The organism is uncultured Gemella sp. (genome assembly GCF_963529685.1).
Lineage (GTDB): Bacteria > Bacillota > Bacilli > Staphylococcales > Gemellaceae > Gemella.
In genome coordinates, this window is the sequence record NZ_CAUSAI010000071.1 from 1 (window position 1) to 3,736 (window position 3,736).

At 30.6% G+C, this 3,736-nt stretch carries 2 protein-coding genes and 1 pseudogene; all 3 read left to right on the forward strand.

The annotated features are described in order from the left end of the window. Positions 1-281 (forward strand): annotated as a pseudogene (locus RWS90_RS07690) (adenylosuccinate lyase); the annotation flags it as partial. 39 nt (positions 282-320) lie between these two features. Beyond that, positions 321-1,976: a formate--tetrahydrofolate ligase gene (locus RWS90_RS07695; RefSeq protein WP_314550210.1), complete on the forward strand. Its 1,656-nt coding sequence runs from the start codon at positions 321-323 to the stop codon at positions 1,974-1,976. Positions 1,977-2,238: 262 nt separating this feature from the next. Beyond that, complete coding sequence (locus tag RWS90_RS07700) at positions 2,239-3,432, forward strand: IS256 family transposase (protein ID WP_314550211.1); 1,194 nt, start codon at positions 2,239-2,241, stop codon at positions 3,430-3,432. Positions 3,433-3,736: the final 304 nt, after the last annotated feature.

Sequence of the window (3,736 nt, forward strand, 5' to 3'; positions counted from 1 at the left end):
TTAAAAATATTTACGCTACTAATGGTGTAATCTTCGCTCAAAGAACTATGAGTAATCTAATTGAAAAATACTCATTCTCTCGTGAAGAAGCGTACGATTTAGTACAACCATTAGCGATGAAATCTTGGTTCGAAGGTATTCCATTTAGAGAACTTCTAGAAGAAAATGAAACTATTAAAAATACAGTCTCTAAAGAAGTACTAGATAGTTGTTTCGATCTAAATGTACACCTTGTAAATATTGATAAAATATACAAACGTATTCCAGGATTGGAAGATTAAAATAAAAAATAACAAGCTCAAAGAAAAGAGGTAGATTAAATGAAGTCAGACTTTCAAATTTCAAATGAATGTGAAAAGAAACATATTGCTGAAGTAGCAGGTAAATTAGGGATAAAAGAAGAGGATTTAATATTATACGGAAATCACAAAGCAAAAATCCAAACAAAAAATATTAAAAAAGATATTAAAGAAGATGCAAAACTAGTATTAGTTACATCTATTAACCCAACATCAAGTGGAGAAGGGAAAAGTACTGTAACTATCGGTTTATCTGATGGATTAAATAGAATCGGGAAAAAATCTTGTGTAGCACTACGTGAACCATCTCTAGGTCCTGTATTAGGAAGAAAAGGTGGAGCAGCTGGAGGAGGATATGCTCAAGTAGTACCGATGGAAGACATAAACCTACATTTTACTGGAGATATGCACGCTATTACTACAGCTCATAATGCAATCGCAGTATTAGTAAATAACCACGTATTCCAAGGAAACGAATTAGAAATAGATAAAATCGTCTTCAACCGCGTAATGGACATGAACGCTCGTGATTTACGTCATGTTAAAGTAAATGCAGGAACTGACTTAGAACGCCTTGACGGATTTGATATTACTGTAGCTAGTGAGGTAATGGCTATTCTATGTCTGTCAGAAGGTATTGCTGATCTTAAAGAAAAATTAAGCAATATCCTTGTAGCTTATAATAAAAAAGGTGAACCAGTTTACCTAAAAGATTTGAAAATTGAAGGTGTTATAACTTCATTATTAAAAGATGCTATTAAACCGAATATTGTTCAAACACTTGAGAACAACCCAGCGATTATTCACGGAGGACCATTTGCGAATATTGCACACGGATGTAACTCAATCTTAGCTACTAAAACAGCATTAAAATTTGCTGACTATGTAATCACAGAAGCAGGATTTGGAGCAGACTTAGGAGCTGAGAAATTCTTAAACATTAAATGTCGTAAAGCAGGTCTTAAACCAAAAGCTGCTGTAGTAGTTGCTACTGTTAAAGCATTAAAACTACACGGAGACATTGAAGAAAAAGATCTAAAAGAAGAAAACTTAGAAGCGTTAGCTAAAGGTGTTCAAAACTTAGAAAAACATATCGAAAACTTACGTAAATTCAATTTACCGATAGTGGTAGCACTAAATGTCTTTGTTACTGATACAGAAAAAGAATTAGCATTCTTAGAAAACTGGGCAAAAGAACAAGGTGTAGAATTCTCTCGTACAGAAGTATGGGAAAAAGGTGGTCTTGGGGGAGTAGACCTAGCAGAAAAAGTAGTAAAAGCTGTTGAAGAAAATGATAAAGAACTACAATTATTATACAAAGATGAAGCTTCAATTACTGAAAAAATCGAAACAGTATGTCGTGAGATTTATGGAGCAGATGGAGTTAACTTCTCTGATGAAGTTAAAGCTGAAATCGAAAGAATCGAAAGACTTGGATTCAAGCATCTACCAGTATGTATGGCGAAAACTCCAGCTTCATTAACAGATAATGCGAAAATTAAAGGTCGTCCTACAGGATTTAATATTACTATCAATGATGTTAAACTACGTAGTGGGGCTGGATTCGTGGTAGCTTATGCGAACAAAGTGTTAACAATGCCAGGACTTCCAAAAGTACCAAGTGCATTAAATATCGATATTGATGAAGAAACAGAAACAATAGTAGGAATCTTCTAATATAAAATATTCGACAGATTAAAATAAAGAGTTACATAAAAGTTCGAGGTAAGGTAAATCCCTATCTCGAACTTTTTTTAGTATACAACCAATATCTAATAAATTTAGCGGTGGTAATTCATTAAAATCGATTTTTTCGGATAGTGTATAATATTTTGTGTAAACAGAAAAGTCAAGAGAAGTTGGAAAAAAAGACATAGAAAAAAGAGACTCCTAGGTGTAAAATAAAGTTAACGACAACTCATTACGAAAGGAATCTCTCATGAATAATAATAACACAAAATTAGTAAATGCACTACTAAAAGGAGAAGATATTTCAGAAATATTTAGAGCTGAAGTAGAAAAAGCTATAAACACAGTATTAGAAGCTGAACTTACAGGATTTCTAAATTATGAAAAACATTCTGTAGAAGGATATAATACAGGAAATTCAAGGAATGGAAGTTATTCAAAAACAATATATAGTGAGTATGGGAAACTATCAATAAAAGTCCCAAGAGATCGAAATAGTGAATTTACACCTCAAACACTAGTACCATATAAAAGAAACACACAAAATTTAGAAGAAACAATAATATTACTGTATAAAAGAGGTATGACTACAAGAGAAATAGGTAAAATTGTAGAACAATTGTATGGGCACTACTATTCACCACAAACAATAAGTGTTATAACTAAACAATTAGATGAAAAAGTTAAAGAGTATCATTCAAGAAAAATAACAAAAGATTATGTGGTAGTATATGCAGACTCAACATATATTAGCGTAAAAAGGGGAACAGTGGGAAAAGAAGCACTACATATATTAATAGGAATAACAATAAGCGGAGAAAAAGAAATCCTATCATATGAATTATTTCCAACAGAATCACCAGAAAACTACAAAGATATGTTAGAAAATCTTAAGAAAAGAGGTTTAAATAGAGTATTATTGTTTGTCACAGATGGATTAAAAGGAATAAAAGAAAAGCTTGAAGAAGCCTTTCCTAAAGCAAAGTATCAAACATGCTGGACGCATGTAATAAGAAATATTTTACTAAAAGTAAGATCAAAAGATAAAGTGGAAATATCAGAAGATTTAAAAGCAGTGTATCAAGCATCGACAAAAGATGAGGCAGAAAAGAATCTAGCATTATTTATAGATAAATATAAAGAAAAATATCCTAAAGTAACAAATAGTCTATTAGATGTTAGAGATTGTCTATTTACATATTATTTATTCCCAAAATCAATAAGAAGAAGTATTTATACAACAAATATAATAGAAAATTATAATAAACATTTAAAAAAAGGAATAAAGAAAAAAGAACAATTCCCTAATGAACAATCCCTAAACAGATATGTTTGTGTATCAGCATGTGAATATAACGTAAAATATGTAGGTATATCACACTATGGCTTTAGTATGGCGAAAGAAGAATTAGAGAATATGATAGAAGAAATATATATAAACTAGCTTTTATTCCCTTCTAGAGTTTAGATTTTTCTATGATTTTGTCAAGAACAAGGGCAAGCCTTCTTTGAATTCTTGACAAAATCTCTCGAAAAATCTTATTAAACTCTAAGGAATAAAAGCCATAAGAACTAATAAAATTATAAATAGTTAACTTTATTTAAAACATCAGATTGTGTTTACACAAAAATCTTGACACTGCCAACATAACAGATTAAATTAATTATCAAAGTAAAGGAATTGTTAAATGGAAAATTATAATGAGTTATTAACTCTTAGGAATAAAATAGAAAACACACTGAATTAT